General features: G+C 73.0%; 18 protein-coding genes. 3 read left to right on the forward strand and 15 right to left on the reverse strand.

Features of this window, described 5'->3' with window-relative positions; translation table 11 throughout:
* Positions 1–92: 92 nt before the first annotated feature.
* From IEJ02_RS38810 to IEJ02_RS38820, 3 genes are all read right to left on the reverse strand, one after another.
* Positions 93–2,225, reverse strand: a complete 2,133-nt coding sequence (locus IEJ02_RS38810; protein ID WP_223865172.1) for a sensor histidine kinase — start codon at positions 2,223–2,225, stop codon at positions 93–95.
* 1 nt (position 2,226) lies between these two features.
* Positions 2,227–2,541 (reverse strand): hypothetical protein, encoded by a 315-nt coding sequence (locus IEJ02_RS38815; RefSeq protein ID WP_137979758.1) that lies wholly within the window; start codon positions 2,539–2,541, stop codon positions 2,227–2,229.
* Positions 2,542–2,672: 131 nt separating this feature from the next.
* Positions 2,673–3,113 carry a YqxI family protein gene (locus IEJ02_RS38820; protein WP_191069084.1) on the reverse strand — a complete coding sequence of 147 codons (441 nt, stop codon included), beginning with the start codon at positions 3,111–3,113 and terminating at the stop codon, positions 2,673–2,675.
* A 205-nt stretch (positions 3,114–3,318) separates the two neighbouring features.
* Here IEJ02_RS38820 and IEJ02_RS38825 point away from each other — a divergent pair, with 205 nt between their 5' ends.
* The gene (locus IEJ02_RS38825; protein ID WP_191069085.1) at positions 3,319–4,305 is read left to right on the forward strand and encodes an LLM class flavin-dependent oxidoreductase; all 987 of its coding nucleotides are present in this window, start codon (positions 3,319–3,321) and stop codon (positions 4,303–4,305) included.
* A gap of 43 nt (positions 4,306–4,348) precedes the next feature.
* Here IEJ02_RS38825 and IEJ02_RS38830 read toward each other — a convergent pair whose 3' ends face one another.
* From IEJ02_RS38830 to IEJ02_RS38845, 4 genes are all read right to left on the reverse strand, one after another.
* Positions 4,349–5,767, reverse strand: coding sequence for a sugar porter family MFS transporter (locus IEJ02_RS38830; protein ID WP_191069086.1), 1,419 nt, complete (start codon positions 5,765–5,767; stop codon positions 4,349–4,351).
* A 216-nt stretch (positions 5,768–5,983) separates the two neighbouring features.
* On the reverse strand, positions 5,984–10,588 hold the full coding sequence (locus tag IEJ02_RS38835) for an AAA family ATPase (RefSeq protein WP_191069087.1): 4,605 nt from the start codon (positions 10,586–10,588) through the stop codon (positions 5,984–5,986).
* A gap of 239 nt (positions 10,589–10,827) precedes the next feature.
* A complete protein-coding gene (locus tag IEJ02_RS38840) occupies positions 10,828–11,034 on the reverse strand; it encodes a hypothetical protein (RefSeq protein ID WP_055547295.1) in 207 nt (68 codons plus the stop codon).
* Positions 11,035–11,405: 371 nt separating this feature from the next.
* The gene (locus tag IEJ02_RS38845) at positions 11,406–11,687 is read right to left on the reverse strand and encodes an acylphosphatase (RefSeq protein WP_191069088.1); all 282 of its coding nucleotides are present in this window, start codon (positions 11,685–11,687) and stop codon (positions 11,406–11,408) included.
* A 191-nt stretch (positions 11,688–11,878) separates the two neighbouring features.
* Between IEJ02_RS38845 and IEJ02_RS38850 the strand changes: the two genes are divergently transcribed.
* Positions 11,879–12,823: a CAP domain-containing protein gene (locus IEJ02_RS38850; RefSeq protein ID WP_191069089.1), complete on the forward strand. Its 945-nt coding sequence runs from the start codon at positions 11,879–11,881 to the stop codon at positions 12,821–12,823.
* Between the two features lie 177 nt (positions 12,824–13,000).
* Entirely contained in the window at positions 13,001–13,480 is a 480-nt protein-coding gene (locus tag IEJ02_RS38855; protein WP_191069090.1) for a winged helix-turn-helix transcriptional regulator, read from the forward strand.
* Here the strand turns inward: IEJ02_RS38855 and mutM are convergent.
* From mutM to IEJ02_RS38895, 8 genes are all read right to left on the reverse strand, one after another.
* A complete protein-coding gene (gene mutM / locus IEJ02_RS38860) occupies positions 13,390–14,328 on the reverse strand; it encodes a bifunctional DNA-formamidopyrimidine glycosylase/DNA-(apurinic or apyrimidinic site) lyase (protein ID WP_191069091.1) in 939 nt (312 codons plus the stop codon). The genes IEJ02_RS38855 and mutM overlap by 91 nt on opposite strands.
* A gap of 128 nt (positions 14,329–14,456) precedes the next feature.
* On the reverse strand, positions 14,457–15,293 hold the full coding sequence (rnc, locus tag IEJ02_RS38865; protein WP_191069092.1) for a ribonuclease III: 837 nt from the start codon (positions 15,291–15,293) through the stop codon (positions 14,457–14,459).
* A gap of 19 nt (positions 15,294–15,312) precedes the next feature.
* Positions 15,313–15,486: a 50S ribosomal protein L32 gene (gene rpmF / locus IEJ02_RS38870; protein ID WP_037948573.1), complete on the reverse strand. Its 174-nt coding sequence runs from the start codon at positions 15,484–15,486 to the stop codon at positions 15,313–15,315.
* A gap of 2 nt (positions 15,487–15,488) precedes the next feature.
* Positions 15,489–16,079, reverse strand: a complete 591-nt coding sequence (locus IEJ02_RS38875) for a YceD family protein (protein ID WP_191069093.1) — start codon at positions 16,077–16,079, stop codon at positions 15,489–15,491.
* Positions 16,080–16,304: 225 nt separating this feature from the next.
* Positions 16,305–17,381: a cell division initiation protein gene (locus IEJ02_RS38880; protein WP_191069094.1), complete on the reverse strand. Its 1,077-nt coding sequence runs from the start codon at positions 17,379–17,381 to the stop codon at positions 16,305–16,307.
* Positions 17,382–17,488: 107 nt separating this feature from the next.
* A complete protein-coding gene (gene coaD, locus IEJ02_RS38885; protein ID WP_137979750.1) occupies positions 17,489–17,998 on the reverse strand; it encodes a pantetheine-phosphate adenylyltransferase in 510 nt (169 codons plus the stop codon).
* Complete coding sequence (gene rsmD / locus IEJ02_RS38890) at positions 17,995–18,582, reverse strand: 16S rRNA (guanine(966)-N(2))-methyltransferase RsmD (protein ID WP_191069095.1); 588 nt, start codon at positions 18,580–18,582, stop codon at positions 17,995–17,997. The genes coaD and rsmD overlap by 4 nt, the downstream gene beginning before the upstream one ends.
* Before the next feature lie 122 nt (positions 18,583–18,704).
* Positions 18,705–20,084 (reverse strand): ATP-dependent DNA helicase RecG (locus tag IEJ02_RS38895; RefSeq protein ID WP_191069096.1); only part of this gene is annotated, 1,380 nt, incomplete at its 5' end.

The following is a 20,084-nucleotide window of genomic DNA, read 5'->3' on the forward strand; positions in this document are numbered from 1 at the left end:
CCAGCTACCGCTGGGAGGTACCCCCAGCCGGAAGACCCCAGCCATCGGAAGCTTTACGGCGCCCGGCCGGAAGACCCCAGCCACCGGAAGCCTTACGGCGCCCGGCTCATCGGTCTGCTGGTCTTGAGGAGGGCCCGGCACGCCTCGTGGCCCGTGGGCTTCCGGCGCTCCTCCGGGTTGCCGTGTTCGCCCGGTCCGGCCAGGGGCAGCACCGCGTGGACCACCGTGCCGGTGGCCGATCCGGTCACCGAGCAGGAGCCGCCGATCTCCTCGGCCCGTTCGGTGACCGAGGCGAGGCCGACACCGGGCACCGCGGTCTCGCGCAGGCCGCTGCCGTCGTCGGTGACCTTGACCTCGAGGGTGTCCGGGCCCGCGGTCAGCTCGACGCTCACCTGGCGTGCCCGGGCGTGCCGTACGGCGTTGGTCAGCGACTCCGCCGCGATCCGGTACGCGGCCGTCTCCACGCCGGGCGACAGCGGGGGCAGTGCGGCGGGGCGGCTGGCCACGCTGACCCGCAGGCCGTCGACTCCCAGCCGGTGCGCCAGGTCGCGGACCGCACCGGCCAGTCCGCGCTCGGCCAGCGCGGCCGGGGCGAGGCCCGCGGTGATCCGCCGGACCTCGACCAGGGCTTCGGCGAGCGTCTCGGCGGCCTCGCACAGCTGCGGGGTGGCGGGGTGGCCGGGCGGGCACGAGGTCTGCGCGATGTCCAGGCGCAGCCTTACGGCGGCCAGTTGGGGGCCGAGTCCGTCGTGGATCTCCCGGCGCAGCCGGCGGCGCTCCTGTTCGCGGGCGAGCACCAAGCGCTCGCGGGCGGCCTGGGCCTCCTCGGCCAGGCGCAGCGCGGCGAGCGCGGGGGCGGCCTGGTCGGCGAGGAGGGAGAGCAGTCCGCTGTCGCGTTCGGCCGGGGTGCCGGAGCCGTCGCGGGAGACCTCCAACCGGCCGACGGTGCGGCCGTGGTGGCGCAGCGGATACGTCTGGACCGCGCCGGTCAGCGGGGCCCCCGCGGCGGCCAGCCGCCGGGGCCCGGCGCGGGTGTCGACGCTGACGGCGGCGCCCGAGACGCCGAGGTCCTCCACGGCGCTGCGGCAGATCTGCTGGGGCACCTCGCCCGGGTGCGGGGCCTGTTGCAGCCGTACGGCGAGGGCGCTCACGGCTTCGTGCGGGCGGGCCCGGGGCCCGTAGAAGGCGCGCTCGACGCAGAGGGTGAGCTGGCGGGCGCTCGGCCGCAGCCCCCAGCCCAGCACCAGGGCGCATCCGGCGGTGACGGTCGTGGCCCCGCTGCGTACGGAGGGGAGTCCGGCCTGGACGGCGACGACCGCGCAGACCACCACGGCGGCCAGTGAGGTGAGCACGAAGGCGCGGGCGAGGCGGTGGCTGGTGGAGCGGTCCAGCCGCCATATGCCGGTACGGGCGACGCCGAGGCAGATCGCGGCGGCCCATACGGCGCTGCCGACCGTACGGGCCACGATGGTGGGCACGCCCTCGCCCCACTGGGACAGCAGGAGCGAGACGCAGGCGGGGTAGGCGGCGGCCAGCAGCGCCCAGTCGCGCCGCTCGGCGCCGCGCGAGACGGCGGCGCGGCAGCACAGGGCGGCGGTCACCGCCGCCGCGACGCTGCGCAGCACCCAGGGTTCGGCCTCGGCGTAGGCGTCGAGGTGGTCGAAGGCCCACTGGCCGCTCGCGGTGGAGAACGCGGGGTTGGCCACGGAGCCCACCCGTGGCTCGCTGATCAGCCACAGCCCCGCGTACCCCAGCCAGTAGCCGGACGCGCCCAGGCTCATCACCCACCACTGCCACCGCCGGCGCCCGCCCCGCGGAAACAGCCACAGCGGCAGCAGCAGGACGGTCAGCGGGCGGCAGGCCATCTTGGCGGCGGCGAGCAGCAGGGACAGCACGGCGCCCGTGGTGCCCAGGTCGGCCAGGCCCAGCAGTCCGGCGGCGGCCGAGGGCAGCAGCCACAGGCCGCCGGCCACCAGCAGGACGCCGCCGTAGCGCCGGGCCGAGCGCTCGGCGAGCAGCAGCACGCCGACGCCCAGCACCGGGACGCCCACGGCGACCCTGGTCAGCACGGTGGCGCCCCGGGGGTGGGGGTAGGCGAGCGCGAGCCACTCGTCGTTGACCCGCAGCAGCCCGGCCACCCATCCGGCCAGGACCACCACGATCAGCGCCGAGACCCCGCCCGCGGCGCACACGGCGCGGTCCTTCGGCAGCGCGGCCTGTCGCATCTCAGCCGGCGGCCGGCCCGGCGGTCAGGGCGCGCGCCGCGCCGGAGCCGCCGCCTCTGACCCACAGCGTGACGTAGTTGTCGTTACGGCCGGGGCGGCACTTGTACTCGCCCCACTTGTGCCGTTCTACACCGTCCTTGCCCGCGCGCTTGCAGGCCGCGGTGGTGTCGTAGTGCCCCGCCTCCCGCCAGTCGGTGTCGGCGGACGTGGCGGCGAGGGAGGAGGAGGCGGTGGCGGGGGAGGCGGCCGCGGTCCACATGACGGCCCCGGCGCTCAGGCCGAGGGCGATCGCCGCGCGGATTCGGGTAGGGCGCATGGTCGTTCTCCTTGTGTCTCGCCCCGAGCACTACCCGCCACCACGGCCGCGAAGTGCGCGGATGCCCCGGCCCACCCGAACCGGTGACCTCCTAGCACCCCCGTTTCCATCGGCGGCGCCGGTGTCGGCGCTCACCCCACGAGCAGAATTACGGCCACCGCGATCGTCTCCGCCTCTCCGTAAGGCAGTCCGAAGCGCATCAGGGCGAGCATGACGGGCTGCGCCGCCCAGACCTCCAGCGTGTCGAGGAAGTTCGCGAGCCGGTGGGCGTAGCGGCGCACCATCGCGGTCTCGCGGGGGCTGAGCCTGCTGAGCAGCTTGGCCAGCAGCGCGCCCCCGTGGCGGAGGGCGGTCACCAGGAGCCGCTGCCGGATGAGCCGCGCGGCTTCGGGGTCGAGGTCGGGATCGGGACCAGGGCCGGTGCCGGTGCCGTCGCCGTTGCCGTTGCCGGAGAACAGCGTGGCCTTGGCGGATTCCAGGGGCCCGGGGTCGCCGGCGGTCTGCCGGACCCGGGTGATGAGGTCGTCGATGTCGGCCGCGGTGATGAGCGATTCCCCCGTGCTGATCGTCACGCGCCCCTCCTCAGTTGGCGTATGCGGGCTGCGGCCCATGGGGCGGGCCGGCCCCCACCATCGGCCGCCCCGCGTCCCAGGCGCATGAGTCATCCGCCCCGGCCGTGCCCGTGCGGTGGGCCGAACGGGCCATGACGGTGGTGATTTGACGGTCCGTCAGCTACCGTCCGGCTGCCGCGCCCCATGACGAAGGAGGACATCCGCCATGCCCGTCACGGTCGTACGCCTCAACCTCGTCGATCCCGACGCGACCCCGCGCGGCCTGTCCGAGCGGTACCGCGCCGCCCTGGAGATGGCGGCCTTCGCCGATGAGCGGGGCGTCTCCACCCTCCAGACCGAGGAGCACCACGGGTCCCCCGACAACTGGCTGCCCGCCCCGCTGGCCTTCGCGGGCACGCTGCTGGGCGCCACCCGCCAGATCACCGTCACCGTCTCGGCGCTGATCGCGCCGCTGTACGACCCGCTGCGGCTCGCCGAGGACCTCGCCGTGCTGGACCTGGCCAGCGGCGGGCGGCTGATCACGGTGGCGGGGATCGGCTACCGGCCGGAGGAGTACGCGGCCCTGGGCACGGACTGGAAGCGGCGCGGCGCGCTCCAGGACGAGGCGCTGGAGACGCTGCTCGCGGCCTGGACGGGCGAGCCCTTCGAGCACCGGGGCCGCACCGTCCGGATCACCCCGCGCCCGTACACCCGGCCGCATCCGCCGCTGCTGATCGGCGGCAGTTCCCAGGCGGCGGCCCGCCGCGCGGCGCGCCTGGGCCTGCCGTTCTTCCCCAGCGCGCATCTGCCGGAGCTGGAGGCGTACTACCACGCGCGGCGGGAGGAGTACGGCACCGAGGGGTGGTGTCTGATGCCCCCGGCGGTCACCCCGCTGCTGCATCTGTCGGAGGACCCGGAACGGGCCTGGGAGGAGTACGGCACCCATTTGCTGTACGAGGCGCGCCGGTACGCGTCCTGGCAGCAGGGCACGGTGCGCTCGGCGGTGCGTTCACGGGCCGATGACGTGGCGGCGCTGCGCCGTGAGGGCGTCTACCGCATCGTCACCCCGGAGGAGTGCCTGGCGTTCGCGCAGGAGGGCGGCGAGATGGCGAGTCTGGTGCTCCATCCGCTGTGCGGCGGGATGCCGGTCGAGGAGGGCTGGCGGTCCCTGCGGCTGTTCGCGGAACGAGTGCTGCCCCGCCTCAAGGACTGAGGCGGGGCAGTTCTCCTGTACGAGGAGTGGGCGGCGGGGGGATTTAGCCCATCTCCTCCAACGCCTTGCCCTTGGTCTCCGGCACCCACTTGAGGATGAACGGGATCGAGAGCAGGGCGAAGGCCGTGTACATGACGTACGTACCCGACAGGTTCCAGTCCGAAAGGCTCGGGAAGCTGGCGGTGATGGCCCAGTTGGCGATCCACTGGGCGGAGGCGGCGACACCGAGGGCGGCGGCGCGGATCTTGTTCGGGAACATCTCGCCGAGCAGGACCCAGACCACCACACCCCACGAGAGGGCGAAGAAGAGCACGAAGGCGTGGGCCGCGATCAGCGCCAGGACGCCCTCCGTGTGCGGCAGCTTGCCGTCCACCAGGTGCGCCGAGAAGGCCCAGGCCACCAGCCCGAGGGAGACGGCCATGCCCACGGAGCCGATGAGCGCGAGCGGCTTGCGGCCGATCCGGTCGACGAAGATCATCGCGATCACGGTGCCGAGGATGTTGATGATCGACGTGGTGAAGGAGTAGAAGAACGAGCTGCTCGGGTCGACGCCGACGGACTGCCACAGCGTCGAGGAGTAGTAGAACGCCACGTTGATGCCGACGAGCTGCTGGAAGACCGAGAGCCCGATGCCGATCCAGACGATGGGCAGCAGACCGAACCGGCCGCCGAGGAGGTCCTTGAAGGTCGACTTCTCCTCACTGCGCATGGCCTGGTCGATCTCGGCGACCCGCACATCGAGGTCCACGGCCTTGCCCTCGACCTCCTCCAGGACCTGCTTGGCCTGGGCGGTGCGGCCGACGGAGATCAGGAAGCGGGGCGACTCGGGGATGGCGAAGGACAGCAGCCCGTAGAGGACGGCCGGGACGATCATGACGCCGAGCATCCACTGCCAGGCCTCCAGACCGGCGATCTGCCCGCGCTGGTCGCCATCGGCGAGGTTGAGGATGCCCCAGTTGACGAGCTGGGAGACGGCGATGCCGACGACGATCGCGGCCTGCTGGAACGAGGCGAGCCGGCCGCGGTAGGCGGGCGGGGCGACCTCGGCGATGTAGGCCGGGCCGATCACCGAGGCCATGCCGATGCCGACACCGCCGAGCACCCGCCAGAAGGCCAGGTCCCACAGCGAGAAGGGCAGCGCCGAGCCGACCGCGCTGATCGTGAAGAGGGCGGCGGCGATCTGCATGACGCGGATCCGGCCGATCCGGTCGGCTATCCGGCCCGCGGTGGCGGCGCCGATGGCCGAGCCGATCAGGGCGATGGCCACGACCTGGGCGAGGGCCGCGGAGCCGATGTCGTACTTGCCGCGGATGGCTTCGACCGCTCCGTTGATCACCGAGCTGTCGTAGCCGAAGAGAAAGCCGCCCATCGCGGCGGCTGCGGTGATGAAGATGACGTGGCCGAGGTGATCCGGCTGGGCCTTGCGGCCCTCGGCTCCCTGTGCCTGCACGGTGGTGGACAACGTGAACTCCTGACGCCCGTCCGGCAGCGCTGCCGGACGTGGGGGGACGGCTGACCCTTCCAGCGGAGGCTACTAAGCCGTCAACCACCACCTGAAGGTAAAAGCAACGTTGCAGAGACTATTCATTCAAGTTTCGAAGTCAATAGGGTGTGACGAAGAAATCGCTCCAGCACGCCGACACGCGGGGGCAGGTCTTGACTTCAAGTGTTGAAACGGTCACCGCAAGCGCTGGCTGATGACCTTCGAGACGCCGTCACCCTGCATGGAGACGCCGTACAGCGCGTCGGCGACCTCCATCGTCCGCTTCTGGTGGGTGATCACGATCAGCTGGGAAGCCTCCTGGAGCTCCTGCATGATCCGGATCAGCCGCTGCAGATTGGTGTCGTCGAGCGCCGCCTCGACCTCGTCCATCACATAGAACGGGCTCGGCCGCGCCTTGAAGATCGACACCAGCAGGGCCACGGCGGTCAGCGAGCGCTCACCGCCCGACAGCAGCGACAGCCGCTTGACCTTCTTGCCCGGCGGCCGGGCCTCCACGTCCACGCCCGTGGTCAGCATGTTCTCGGGGTCGGTCAGCACCAGTCGCCCCTCCCCGCCCGGGAACAGCCGCGAGAAGACGCCCTCGAACTCGCGCGCGGTGTCCCGGTACGCCTCCGTGAAGACCTGCTCGACCCGCTCGTCGACCTCCTTGACCACCTGGAGGAGATCGGCCCGGGTCTTCTTGAGGTCCTCCAGCTGTTCGCTCAGGAACTGATGCCGCTCCTCCAGCGCCGCGAACTCCTCCAGCGCCAGCGGATTGACCTTGCCGAGCTGCTGGTACGCGCGCTCCGCGGCCTTCAGCCGCTTCTCCTGCTGCGCTCTGACGTAACCCACCGGCTGGTTGCGCGGATGCTCCGGATCCTCCGGGAGGATCTCGCCCTCGGCGGGTGGGGACGGCGGGACGGGCTGGTCGGGGCCGTATTCGGCGATCAGCCCGGCCGGTTCGACCCCCAGCTCCTCCAGCGCCTTGGTCTCCAGCTGCTCGATCCGCATCCGCTTCTCGGCACCCAGCACCTCGCCCCGGTGCACCGAGTCGGTCAGCTTGTCCAGCTCGCTCTTGAGATCACGCCCCTGGCCGCGGGCGGCGTCCAGCTCCCGCTCGCGCTCGGCCTTGGCGCGCTCCGCGGCGTCCCGCTCCTGCTCGGCCCGCACCAGCGACACCTCGACATGCGCCAGCAGCTGGCGGGCGCCGGAGGCCACGGCCGAGGCCACCTCGGCCTCGTGGCGCAGCCGGGCGCGCCGCTGCTCGGCGCGCGCCCGTGCCTCGCGCTCGGCGCGCGCGCCCCGGTCGAGCGCGTCGGCCCGCCCCGCGAGCCCCTTGACGCGCTCCTCATGCGTACGGACCTGGAGCCGCGCCTCCATCTCGGTCTGCCGGGCGTTGGCGCCGTCGGCCGCCAGCCGGTCGCGTACGGAGGTGTCGGGCTCCTCCTCGCCCGGCTCCTCCTCCGCCACGGCCAGCCGCTCGGCCAATTCTTCGGCCTCCTCGGTCGCCCGCTCCAGCGACTCCTCGGCCCTGGCGACCGCCGCGGCGCTCCGCTCGGCCTCCCCGGCGGCCCCGCGCGCCTGCCCGGCCAGCCGGCCCAGCGACTGCGCGACCCGCGACTTCTCGCGGTCCGCCGCGCTCCGGCGGCCCGCGAGCTCCTCCACGAGCGCCAGGCACTCGGCCCGCCGCTCCTGCGCCGCGCGCTGCGCCCCGGCCAGCTCCTCGCACCGTACGGCGAGCCGCTCGAGCTCCGCTGCGGCCTCGTCGACGGATGCCTGCACCTCCAGCAGCGTGGGCGCCCCGGCGGACCCGCCCTGAGCGAAGTGCGCCCCGAGCAGATCGCCCTCGGCGGTCACGGCCGTCAACTCCGGCCGCCGCGCGAGCAGTTCCTCGGCCTCCTCCATGGTCTCGACCACCACCATGCCGTCGAGCAACCGCCTTACGGCGGGCAGCAGCGCCGCGGGCCCATCCACCAAATCCGCCACCCGCGGCAACGCTTCGACGGCCGCGGCCTTCCCGCCCGGCTCGTCCCCGGGTACGGCCCCCGGCACGGCCGCCTCTCCCCCGGCGGGCTGCGGCACCCGCGCGGAAACGGCCGACGCGGACGCCCCACCGGCGGCGGCGACCGTGGCCCCGGGCCCGGTCGCGGCTGGGACGCCGCCGGACGCCGTAAGAGGCTCGCGCCCCTCGCCCCCGGACCCGCTCGCGGGTTCCGCGTCGTCCCGGCGCGCGGGGTCGTCGTCGGAGCCGGAGGACTCGGCCACCGGACCGTCCTGGCACCGCGTACCCGGCACGGCGGCAACGCCGTCACCCGCGCCGGACGACGCCCCCGCAGCATCGGCGACGGCCCGCGGCACACCCGGACCGCCGGGCGCCGACGCGGCATCCGGCCGAGAGCCGTCGTCGAAGCCGAAGGACCCGCCCACCGGACCGTCCTGGCACCGCGTACCCGGCACGGCGGCAACGCCGTCACCCGCGCCGGACGACGCCCCCGCAGCATCAGCGGCGCCGTCCGGCGCACCCGGACCGCCGGCCCCGGACGAGGTACCCCCGGAGTCCGCCCAGCCCGGCCGAGAGCCGCCGTCGAAGCCGAAGGACCCGCCCACCGGACCGTCCGGCGCCCGCGTGCCCGGCACGGCGGCAACGCCATCACCCGCGTCGGACGACGCCCCCGCCCGTCCGTCGGGCGTGGGCGCGGAAGCNGGCGCCCGCGTGCCCGGCACGGCGGCAACGCCATCACCCGCGTCGGACGACGCCCCCGCCCGTCCGTCGGGCGTGGGCGCGGAAGCCGGGGAACTCGTCCCGGGCGTGGGCGGTTCGGCGCCCGCGCCCGGCGTCCCGCTCGCTTCCGCAGCGCCACGCTCCGGCCCGGACGGCGCGGCGACGGAGCCGGGCGCCACCGGAGCGGCGGCCGGGCCCGGCGGGGTCGGCCGGCCCGGCTCTCCCGGCACGGGCCCCTCGGCGCGCGTGCCCGGTACGAGAGCTCCGTCCGGCGCGGGCTCGCCGTAGCTGCGCGGCGCCGACGCGGCGGACGGGGGCTGCGCGAGGTTGGCCGACAGGGGCTCCTCCCCCTCGGCGTCCGGCGTCGTCAGCAGCAGGGCGGCGCGGCCGGCGTCGTCGGCGCGCAGGAGGCGGATCGCCTCGGCGGCCGCGTGGGGGCCGCTGACGGCGATCGCGTCGGCGGCGGCGCCCAGGGCCGTGGCGACGGGGACCTCGAAGCCGGGGGTCACGGTGAGGAGTTCGGCGGCGGGGCCCAGGAGTCCGCCGAGGCGGTCGGCGGCGGCCATAAGGGCGCCCGTGCCGTCCTTACGGCGCAAGCCGAGGGCGAGGGCGTCATGGCGGGCGGAGGTCGCGGCGCGCTCGCGTTCGGCGGCCGTCGCCGCCTCGCGGGCCGCGCTCAGCGCGGCCTCCGCCTCGGCCAGCTCGCGCTTCGCGGCCTCGTGGCGCTCCGCCAATTCCGCGTCATCCGCGTCGAGTCCGTCGACCTCCGCCTTGAGCTGCTCGTACTCCTCCTGCGCGGCGACCGCCCGGGTCTGCGCCTCGTCGCGGGACGCGGCCAGCCGCTCGATCTCGGCGCGCGCCGAACCGGCCCGGCCACGGGCGGCGTTCACCTGGCCCTGGAGCCGGGCGAGCCCTTCGCGGCGGTCGGCGATGGCGCGGGCCACGTCCTTGAGCCGGCGCTCCTCCTCGGCCAGGCTCCGCTCGAGCTCGGCCCGGTGCGCCACGGTGTCCTCCAGCGCCCGGCTCGCCGCCTCCAGGGCGGCCTCCAGCTCGGCCTCCTGCTCCCGGATGCGGGCCGCTTCGCGCTCCATGTCCTCGGGGTCGCGGCCGCGCCGCTCCTCCCCGGGGGCGGAGGTGGCGCTCTTGACCCGGGCGTCCGCCAGGCTGATCGTGCCGCGCACCCGCTCGGCGAGCTGCGAGAGCTCGTACCAGGTCTGCTGGGCGTCCCGGAGCCGGGGCGCGAGCCGACGCACCTGCTCCTCCAGCGCCGCCTCGCGCTGCTGCGCGGCGCGCAGATCGGCTTCCGCGGCCTCCTTGCGCCGCTTGAGCTCGGCCTCGTCGGCGACCTCGGCGCGCAGCGCCTCGCGCAGGGTCACCAGGTCGTCGGCGAGCAGCCGCAGCCGGGCGTCGCGCAGATCGGCCTGGATGACGGCGGCCCGCCGGGCCACCGCGGCCTGCCGGCCGAGCGGCTTGAGCTGGCGGCGCAGCTCGTCGGTGAGGTCCTGGACGCGGGCGAGGTTGGCCTGCATCGCGTCCAGCTTCCGCAGCGCCTTCTCCTTGCGCTTGCGGTGCTTGAGGACACCGGCGGCCTCCTCGATGAAGGCACGGCGGCCGGTCGGGTCGGCGTGCAGCACCCCGTCCAGCTGGCCCTGCCCGACGATGACGTGCATCTCCCGGCCGATGCCGGAGTCGGAGAGCAGCTCCTGGATGTCCAGCAGCCGGCAGGTGTCCCCGTTGATCTGGTACTCGCTGCCGCCGTTGCGGAACATGATCCGCGTGATGGTGACTTCGGCGTAGTCGATGGGCAGCGCGCCGTCGGCGTTGTCGATGGTGAGCGAGACCTCGGCGCGGCCGAGCGGGGGACGGCCGGTGGTCCCGGCGAAGATGACGTCCTCCATCTTCCCGCCGCGCAGGGACTTGGCACCCTGTTCGCCCATGACCCAGGAAAGGGCGTCCACGACATTGGACTTGCCCGAGCCATTGGGGCCGACGACGCAGGTGATGCCCGGCTCGAACCGGAGCGTCGTGGCGGAGGCGAAGGATTTGAACCCTCGCAGGGTCAGGCTCTTGAGATGCACGCCTTTGGACTCTACCCGCCGCCCTTCCTCCGGCACCGTCCCCCGACGGTGGCGCGGCGCACCCGCCCCGGCTTTTTCTCCGTTTCAGCAATGATCGGTTTCACCGCTGGGAGAGAGGGGCACATCAGTCGGTAAGGGTGGCTCGGAGGCACACTGGGGAGACGACGAAGGGACGCCGAAGCGTCCCTTGAGGATTCTCAAGCGGCTGACGATGCAGCCCGACCGGCCCTGGGGCTGGGTCAGGCGAGCGCAGGCTCCGCCTGGGATACGTCGATGCTTTCGAGCAGCGAGTCGCCGTGACGAGCGGCGGCGGACAGCGCGTCGTTCTCGGCCTGAATCCGGACGAGCTCGGATTCGAGGTCCTGGACGCGCTGCTGAAGCCGTCGCATCTCGGCGAGGACTCGGGGGTCGGAACCGCCGACGTAACCGAGAAGCGCCTTTGCCATGATGGATGGTCCTCCACAATGAGTGACCGACCGAAGCGGTGTGGGTCGTGAGGGATTTGCACCCGCGATGCCTGCCGAATTACTACCCTGCTGCGCGGCAAACAGTTAAGGTGCGCGGGGCTTCCAGCGTCTCACCAATTGGTTTGAGGGTCAACACGATCACACGCCGACGGGCCCGCAAAGGCCGAGAGCACACCGGCGGCGAACGGCGCCGCCCCTCTCCAGATGACCCATCGCGGTCGGGGATCTTCCGTGACTCCGCAGCCTTCCACGGAGCGGCCCGGTTGGCAACCATCAGCCGATTTCTGCTCACCGTGCGCACGGAAGGCGTGGTCAGAGGGGCACCGCGAAGGGTGCCTCGGGTGAGTTGATCAACGGATCTCGAAGGCGTCGTAGCCGCCGCGCGGTGTGTCCCAGATCTCGGTGATTCCCTCGACCTCCCCGGGCGTGTCGCCGTCCCTGAGCCATTCGAGCAGCTGTTCGCATTCCGCACGCGGGCCCTCCGCGACCACCTGGACCCGCCCGTCGGCGAGGTTGGAGGCGAAGCCGACGAGCTCCCCGATGCGCAACGCGTTGGCCCGGGTGTACCAGCGGAAGCCGACGCCCTGCACGCGGCCGCGGACCCACACGGTGAGTCGGACTCTTTCGTTCATATGCGCACGCTAACCCCCCGCGCGAGCAGCCGCTAAACCATCGATTTGCCCAGTGGGCAGGCGCGTTGGGGCCCGAATGGCGTACAGTCCCGGCTCAACAGGACTCACCCACACGAGTGATACATGGCTCGCGCACACGAGTGACACATTTCGAGCGACTTTTGACGCCGAGCACACAAGGAAGGCAGGAGATGGGCCGCCATCGACGATCTGCCCCCGGTACCCCGGCGCAGGTGGCCGCCGCAGGCCGCCACCGGGGACCGCACCGGAGCCCCCTCGCTCCGGTCCGGACCGGACTGTTGGGCGTATCCGCCGCTGTCGCGGTCGGCGCCGTGGCGATGGCCTCCGGACTCGGTCCGAACGGCTACAAGCTCGGCGGGGGCAATGACTCCGCCGGACAGGTTCAGGCGGGCGGTCCCTCGGACTCCGGCCTGGAGACACAGGGCTCGCAGTCCGCGGCCCCCACCGATCGCGGCACGGTGCCGCCCAGCCGTGGTGACGGCCGCCCTCACGCACCCTCCACAACTCCCTCCAAGACCCCCGCCAAGCCCTCTGAGGCGCCCTCCACCACCCCGCCGGAGCAGCCGGGGCCCTCCGAGCCCTCCGGGAACGACCGGCCCGGCGGAAACGGCAAGGGCAAGGGGAGCGACAACAGCAACGGCAAGGGCGGCGCGAACGGCGGCGGGCACGGCAAGCCGTCGCAGGCGCCCTCGACGGAGCCGACCGCGCCCGCGCCCCCGGCGGAGTCGGCCGGCCCCGAGGCCGCCTCGGAGGCCGAAGTCCTCACTCTCGTCAACAAGGAGCGCAAGAAGGTCGGCTGCGCCCCCGTGACGGCCGACTCCAAACTCGCCCAGCTGGCCGAGGACTTCAGCGAGGACATGTCCCTGCGCCAGTTCTTCGACCACATCAACCCGGACGGCGACAGCCCCTGGGAGCGCGCCGAGAGCGCGGGCATCCTGGACCTGGGCGGGGAGAACATCGCCCGCGGCCAGTCGGACGCCCAGTCCGTGATGGACTCCTGGATGAACAGCTCCGGCCACCGCGCCAACATCCTCAACTGCTCGTTCAAGCGACTCGGCGTCGGCGCGCACTTCGGCGACGGCGGCCCCTGGTGGACCCAGGACTTCGGCTACTGAGCCGCTGAGCGGGAGCCCCTGAACGAGAGCCCCTGAGCGGGTCTCCGCATCCGGCCATGCGTGGAAGCCCGGGGCGCACGAAAGCGCCCCGGGCTTCCACACGCCCGTACGAGCAGCGCACTCACCATCCGAAAGCGCGACCCCGGAGTCAGCGCTGAGTGCGCGTATGGTGTGGGTATGGACAGTGAACGCACTGGCGGGTCGTCCTCCACGGTGGACGCGGAGGACCTGGCCTTCGACGTGTTCGCGCGCGCCTGCCCCTCGCGCGGCACCCTGGAGCACGTCACCGGCAAGTGGGGCGGCCTCATCCTGAGCGCGCTCCACGACAGCACCTTCCGCTTCAACGAGCTGCGGCGGCGGGTCGACGGCGTCAGCGAGAAGATGCTCTCCCAGACGCTGCACGCGCTGGAGCGCGACGGTCTGGTGCACCGCGAGGCGCAGCCGACCAACCCGCCCCGGGTGGACTACCGGCTGACCCCGCTGGGCAGCGCGGTCGCCGAGCGGCTGCTGGCCCTCATCCATCTGGTCGAGGACCGGATGCCCGAGGTACTGGCGGCCCAGGAGCGCTACGACACCACGCGCGCCGGGAGCGGCGAGGCGGCGGCCTCGCGGGACGCCGGACGGGACGCCGCGGCGGCCGGGCGCGGCGGGCGCTGACAGCGCGGACAGAAGTAGCTGGAGCGGTTCATCCAGGGGCGGCGGCGCATCGCGGTGCCGCAGCGGCGGCAGGGCTCGTCCTCCCGGCCGTAGGCGTCCAGGGAGCGCTCGAAGTACCCCGACTCGCCGTTCACGTTCACATAGAGGCTGTCGAAGCTGGTGCCGCCGACGGCCAGCGCGGCGGTCATCACCTCGCGCACATGGTCCAGGAGTTCCGCGGCGCGCGGCCGGGTGAGGGTGGCCGTGGGCCGGTCGTAGTGCAGCCGGGCGCGCCACAGCGCCTCGTCGGCGTAGATGTTGCCCACCCCGCTGATCAGCGACTGGTCCAGCAGCGCGCGCTTGATCGTGGTGCGGCGGCGGCGCAGCGCGGTGTGGAAGGCGGCCTCGTCGAAGGCGGGGTCCAGCGGGTCGCGGGCGATGTGCGCGATGGCGTCCGGCAGCCCCTCCGGGTCGCCGGGGACGGTGTCGTGCAGCGAGAGTCCGCCGAAGGTGCGCTGGTCGACGAAGCGCAGCTCGGTGCCCGCCTCGTCGGCGAAGCGGACCCGGATGCGCAGATGCTTCTCGTCGGGCGCCTCGGCCGGCTGGACCAGCAGCTGCCCGCTCATCCCGAGATGGGCCAGGACCGACTCGGCGGGCGCGTCGTCCTGAAACGGCAGCCACAGGTACTTGCCGCGGCGGCGGACGGTCCCGGCGCGGCGGCCCCGGAGGCGGGCCGCGAAGTCCTCCGCGCCGCCGAGGTGGCGGCGGACCGCTCGGGGGTGCAGCACCTGGACCTCGGCGACCGTACGGCCGCTGACCCAGCGCTCCAGTCCGCGGCGGACCACCTCGACCTCGGGCAGCTCGGGCAACGGGGGCCTCCTCAAGCCTTCGAGCCCTTACCGCCCCCGGGCGGAACGGCCCGGGCGGGCCGTCCGCCCGGGGGCGGTAGGGGGTGTTACGGACGTGATGGAACGGTGTGCGGGTCGGGGAAGACCGATCAGCGTGCCGTGGAGGCCGTGTCGGCGGCGGCTCCGCCGTCCGCCGCCGTGCCCGCGGCTCCGGCGGCGGCCGCCTTGGCCTTCGCCTGGGCCTCGTCGGCAGCCGCGCGGATGGCGCGCCAGGCGGCCTCGGCCGCCTGCTGCTCGGCTTCCTTCTTGCTGCGGCCGGTGCCGGTGCCGTACGCGACACCACCGACGCGGGCGGCAGCCGTGAAGGTCTTCTCGTGGTCGGGACCGGTCTCGGAGACCAGGTACTCCGGGACTCCGAGGCCCTCGGTGGCGGTCAGCTCCTGGAGGCTGGTCTTCCAGTCCAGGCCGGCGCCGAGGTTCGAGGACTTCTCGATCAGCGGGTCGAAGAGCCGGTGGACCAGCTCCGCGGCGGCGTCGAGCCCCCGGTCGAGATAGACGGCGCCGATCACCGCTTCAAGGGTGTCGGCGAGGATGGAAGCCTTGTCCCTGCCGCCGGTGCCCTCTTCGCCCCGGCCGAGCCGGATGAAGGCGCCGAGGTCGAGGCCGCGGCCCACCTCCGCGAGCGCGCGCGAGTTGACCACCGCGGCCCGCAGCTTGGCCAGCTGGCCCTCGGGCAGGTCGGGGTGGATGCGGTACAGCGTGTCGGTGACCACCAGGCCGAGCACCGAATCCCCGAGGAATTCCAGCCGCTCGTTGGTGGGCAGCCCGCCGTTCTCGTACGCGAAGGAGCGGTGGGTCAGCGCACGCACCAGAAGGGCGGACTCGAGCTGGTACCCGAGCCGCCCTTCCAGGATCGTGTGAGACGAGGCCGTGTCCGCCTGGGCCGCTTCACCGCGCTTGCGCGGGGGCGTGGTGGCGTCTGACATAGAGCCTGTCACCCGCCGATCAGACCTCGAGGACCTGGCGGCGGTTGTAGGTGCCGCAGCTCGGGCACGCGATGTGCTGCTGCTTCGGCTCGTGGCAGCGCTCGCACGCCACCAGGTTGGGGACCGCAGCCTTCCACTGCGACCGGCGGTGGCGCGTGTTGCTGCGCGACATCTTCCGCTTCGGAACAGCCACGGCTACTTCTCCTGTGAGTCATCCCCGCGCTCGCGGGGTGCGTTGTCCTTCTCGCCGTCCCTCATGGCCTCGGCGAGTCCCTGCAGTGCCGCCCAACGGATGTCGGCGGACTCGTGGTGGTGGTCGGGGTCGTCCGCGAGCCGGGCGCCGCAATCGGCACACAGCCCGGGGCAGTCCTCCCGGCACACCGGCTGCAGCGGCAGTGCGAGCACCACCGCGTCGCGCAGCACGGGCTCGAGGTCGAACAGGTCGGCCTCGAGGAAGAGCATGTCCTCCTCCTCGGCGTCGTCGCCGGTATCCGCTTCGCGGCTCCGGTCGTCGGCGTCGGGGTAGGAGTACATCTCCTGGAAGTCCACTTCGAGCTCTCGCTCCAGCGGCTCCAGACACCTTACGCACTCCCCCGTGAGCGGCGCACGGGCGGTGCCTGTGACAAGCACCCCTTCCATGACCGACTCCAGGCGGAGGTCCAGCTCGATCGTCGCGCCCTCCCGCACCCCGATGACCTCGATACCGAGCTCCTTGGGTGCAGCCACGGAGCGGGAGACCCTTTTGAGCGCACCAGGACGACGGCCCAGCTCGCGCGTGTCGAACACGAGAGGGGCACGGTGGTCGAGGCGGGCGTTCAGGGCTTCCTGCTTTCTACGCTGCGGCGGGCCACCCGAACATCCGCTACGAAACGGGCAGCCGAGATCGCGGACGTACGCGCGACCGAAGAGCCAGGATACTGGACGGGCCGCCGTAGACCCAATCCGCCCGGTGGAGAAGGGGTTCCATGCGGCCCGGTGGGGAGCGGGGCCAGCGGCCCTGCTCGTACTGGCCTAGCGGCCCTGCTCGTACTGGCGGAGCTGATCGAGGTCGATCATGCTCGTGTCGAACAGGCTGGTCTCGTCCAGTGCGGCGCCCTGCTGCTGGTGGTGCTGGGGCTGGGGCGGCTGCTGGGGCTGCTGGGGCACGTAGGCCGCGTTCGGATCGTAGCCCTGGGCCTGGGCCTGCTGCTGCCAGCCGTAGGCGTCCTGCTGGTAGCCGCCCTGCGTGGCGTACGGGTCCTGCTGTACGTACGCCTGCTGGTAGCCGTACGCGTCCTGCTGCTGGTAGCCCGCGGTGGCGGCGTAGTACGCGGCGTCGGCGGCCGCCTGGTCGGGCGCGGCGACGGGCCGGGTGAGGTCCGCCTGGGACTGGGCCAGGTCCGCCAGGTAGTCGTCGTCGGTGGTCCGCAGGGCCATGCCGGCCTCGTCCTGGGCCGCCATATGGGCGCCGAGCTCATCGGCGGGCCGGGCCCCGAGCAGCTTCTGGCGGCCCCGGCCGACCGCCTCCAGGGTCTTGGCCAGGACCGCCGAGACGGCCCCGAGCTTGGTGTCCACGTACTCGTCCGCGCGGTGCCGCAGGGTGGCCGGGTCGGCGCTGCGCTCCGGGCCCTCGTCGGGCTGCCCGAGACCGTCCTCGGCGCCGGGGGCGCGGCCGAGCAGCTTCTCCCGGCCGCGGTCGACCGAGCCGATGGTCTTGGTGAGCACGACCTCGAAGTTGGCCAGCTTGCTGTCCACGTAGTCGTCGGCCTCGACGCGGATCTCCTCGGCCTCCCGGCGGGCCTCGGCGAGGATCCGGTCGGCCTCCTCCTGGGACTTCCGCACCAGCTCGGTCTCCGAGATCAGCGAGGCGCGCTGGGCGTGCGCGGACTCGATGATCCGCTCGGCCTCCCGGTGGGCCTCCTCGACCATCTGGTCCCGGCCGCCGATCAGCTCCTGGGCGTGGGCCAGGGAGTCCGGGAGTGCCGCGCGTACCTCTTCGAGCATGGCGAGCAGCTCGGCGCGGTTGATCACGCACGAGGCCGACATGGGCATGGACCGGGCGCCACCGACGGTATCGACGATCTCGTCGAGCTTCTTCTGCACGTCCACTGTGGGTGCTCGCAGACTGTCTGGATGCGGATGGGTACGGGATACGAACGGGACGACTGTACGGCCAGCGGGCGCCTCCCGGACACCCGCTGACGCCCCGTCAGCCGCTACTTCCGGCCGAGCCGCTCGGCCAGCGCCTCCAGGACGATCGGCGGCACCAGGTGGGAGACGTCGCCGCCCCAGGCCGCGACCTCCTTGACCAGGCTGGAGGAGAGGAAGCTGTAAGTGGGGTTGGTGGGCACGAACAGCGTCTCCACGCCGGAGAGGCCGTTGTTCATCTGGGCCATCTGCAACTCGTAGTCGAAGTCGCTGACGGCCCGCAGCCCCTTGACGATCGCGGGGATGTCCCGCTGCTTGCAGAAGTCCACCAGGAGGCCGTGGAACGCCTCCACCTGAACGTTTCCGTACTCCTCCGTGGTCCGGCGGAGGAGATCGATCCGCTCGTCCACCGTGAACAGGCCCTGCTTCGACTTGTTGATCATCACGGCGACGTGCACGACGTCATAGAGCTTGGAGGCACGGGCGATGATGTCGAGGTGTCCATTGGTGACGGGGTCGAACGACCCCGGACAGACTGCGCGGCGCAACGGAAGTTCCTCGCTCTCGGGTCCGGTCATGACGCGTTCTCGCACGTCGAGGCGGCGCGACCGTACCAAAGCGTGCCCTCGCCGTAGCGACGGGCCCTAAGCCCCTCGAATCCGGCAGGCCACACGAACTCCCCACCTCGTGTGCTGCGCTCAACGGTGGCCAGCGCGCCGGGCGCGAGCCAGCCCTTCCCCAGGAGTGTGAGGAGTATCTCGCGGAGTTGGCCGTCGGTGACCGCGTAGGGCGGATCCAGGAAAACGACGTCGTACGGGCCGGTGTCGGGGGCCTGTCCGGTGATGGTCTGTTCGGCCTTTCCGGTGCGCAGCTCCGCGCCGGGCAGACCGAGGGTGCGGACGTTCTGACGGATCGTGCGGGCCGCCCGCGGGTCGGACTCGACCAGCAGCGTGTGGGCGGCGCCGCGGGACAGCGCCTCCAGGCCGACCGCGCCCGAGCCGCCGTACAGGTCCAGGACGCGGGCCCCGTCCAGCGAGCCGAGCAGCGACTCCCAGGTGGAGAACAGGCCCTCACGCGCCCGGTCCGAGGTGGGTCGGGTGCCGTTTCCCGGCGGCACGGCCAGGCGGCGGCCGCCGGCCGCTCCGGCGATCACGCGGGTCATGGGTGTGGGCCGTCCTTCGCGGTGGTCGGGGCAGCGGCGCCCCGCGCCCGTCCGGGCGGGTCCGCCGCACCTCCACGATATGGCGTACGGGGGCCGGTGGGGACCGGGCGCTCCCCGCGGGCTCACCCCTTGTCGAGGAACTCCGCGCGCTCCTTGTCCAGCAGGGCGTCCAGCGCGGTGCGCAGCTGCGGGTATCCGGCCAGCTCCGGGTCGGCGGCGACGATGGCGGCCGCCTCCTCCCGGGCCGCCGCGATGACCTCCTCGTCGTCGATGACGGCGAGCACCCGCAGCGAGGAGCGGACCCCGGACTGGGCCTGGCCGAGCACATCGCCCTCCCGGCGCTGCTCCAGGTCGATCCGGGACAGCTCGAAGCCGTCCAGCGTGGCCGCGACCGCGCCCAGCCGCGCCCGGGCGGGGCTGCCCTCGGGCATGTCGGTCACCAGCAGGCACAGCCCGGCGGCCGAGCCCCGGCCGACGCGGCCGCGCAGCTGGTGCAGCTGGGAGACGCCGAACCGGTCCGCGTCCATGATCACCATGGCGGTGGCGTTGGGGACGTTCACACCGACCTCGATGACGGTCGTGGCGACCAGGACGTCCACCTCGCCCGCGGCGAAGCGGCGCATCACCTCGTCCTTGGCCTCGGGCTGCATCCGCCCGTGCAGCACCTCCACCCGCAGATCGCGCAGCGGGCCCTTGACGAGCTGCTCGGCGACGTCGACGACGGCCAGCGGCGGGCGCTTCTCGGCCTCGTCCTCGGCGGACTTCTCCTTCGCCGCCCTGGGCTCGTCCTCCTCGTCCCCGATCCGCGGGCACACCACGTACGCCTGGTGGCCGGCGGCCACCTCCTCGCGCACCCGCTCCCAGGCGCGGGCCAGGAAGTGCGGCTTGTCCTTGGCGGGCACCACATGGGAGGCGATCGGGGAGCGGCCGGACGGCAACTGGTCCAGGACGGAGGTCTCCAGGTCGCCGAAGACGGTCATGGCGACGGTGCGCGGGATCGGCGTGGCCGTCATCACCAGCAGATGCGGGGGCTGCTTGCCCTTGGAGCGCAGGGCGTCGCGCTGCTCGACCCCGAAGCGGTGCTGCTCGTCCACGACCACCAGACCCAGGTCGTGGAACTGGACCTTGTCCTCGATCAGGGCATGGGTGCCGATCACGATCCCGGCCTCGCCGGTGACCAGGTCCAGCAGCGCCTGACGGCGGGCCGCGGCGCCCATGGAGCCGGTGAGCAGCACCACCTTGGTGCCCTGCTCGGCGCCCCCCAGCATTCCCCCCTCGGCCAGCTCGCCCATCATCTCGGTGATCGAGCGGTGGTGCTGCTGGGCGAGCACCTCGGTGGGCGCGAGCATCGCCGCCTGTCCCCCGGCGTCCACGACGCCGAGCATCGCGCGCAGCGCGACCATGGTCTTGCCCGAGCCGACCTCGCCCTGGAGCAGCCGGTGCATGGGGTGGTCGGTGGCGAGGTCGGCGAAGATCTCCTCGCTGACCCGGCGCTGGCCCTC

Origin of the sequence: Streptomyces sp. 5-10, assembly GCF_014712245.1 — a bacterium.
GTDB classification, from domain to species: domain Bacteria; phylum Actinomycetota; class Actinomycetes; order Streptomycetales; family Streptomycetaceae; genus Streptomyces; species Streptomyces violaceusniger.